1 protein-coding gene is annotated in these 1,020 nt (G+C 53.3%); it reads right to left on the bottom strand.

The genetic code is table 11. From position 1 onward, the window contains the following. Window positions 1-959 (bottom strand): IS481 family transposase (locus tag OQZ28_RS17550; RefSeq protein WP_130732986.1); only part of this gene is annotated, 959 nt, incomplete at its 3' end. Window positions 960-1,020: the final 61 nt, after the last annotated feature.

Genomic DNA, 1,020 nt, shown 5'->3' on the forward strand with positions numbered 1-1,020 from the left:
TAGGTGTTTAGTCCCGGGATTTGATGGGTTGGGTTGATGATGAATCGATCTGGTTCTGAAGTCCATATTTTGCAGATGTATTCATAGGGCGTGAGACCGTTGAGGGTTTTGAGCCTTCGCCCGAAATTATAGGCTGCCATGAAGTCATTGAGGTGCGTCCTCAACTGCTCATGGCTGTCGTAATGAAAGCGTTTGACAGTTGCTTCCTTGATCGTCCGGTTCATTCGCTCGACCTGACCATTGGTCCAGGGGTGATTGGGTTTTGTCAGGCGATGCTCGATCCCGTTAGCCTCGCAGATCATGTCGAAACGCATGGAACGTGACCATGCGGTTCCCCGGTTACGGGGCTGTTCGGCGAACTGGATGCCGTTGTCCGTCAGGATGGTATGAACCTGATAAGGGACGATGCGCAGAAGATATTCGAGAAATTCCCAGGCCGTTCGTCTGTTGGCTTTGTCCACAAGCTGCGTCACTGCAAACTTGCTCGTGCGGTCTATGGCGACGAAAAGATAAAGCTTTCCTTCGGCAGTCTGAACTTCGGCAATATCGAGGTGAAAGAACCCGATCGGATAACGCTTGAAGTGCTGCCGTTTTGGCTTGTCTCCTTCGACATCAGGCAGACGTGAAATCCCGTGACGCTGAAGACAGCGATGCAGCGCTGAGCGTGTCAGATGCGGAATGGTGGCCTGCAACGCATAAAGGCAATCGTCCAACGGCAGTAAGGTATGCCGACGAAAGGCCACGATCATCGCTTCGTCAGTCTCGGACAAAACCGTTGAACGCGGTTCTTTGGGCCCTGTCTTCTGATCCTCGACAGTCTGACGCTTCCGCCATTTTGCAACTGTTTTCGGGTTGATCCCGAACTCCCTGCTCAGCGCCGCGAGCGAAGCCTGCGATCGCTGTATTGCTGCTCGCACGGCGTGCGTGCTCGTGGCGCTGCCATGACGTATCTGTCCCATAATGCTTCCTTCCACTCGCGTGAAAATACCACACCATCAAATCCCGGGACTAAACACCTAG

It is taken from the genome of Komagataeibacter sp. NFXK3 (assembly GCF_054182245.1).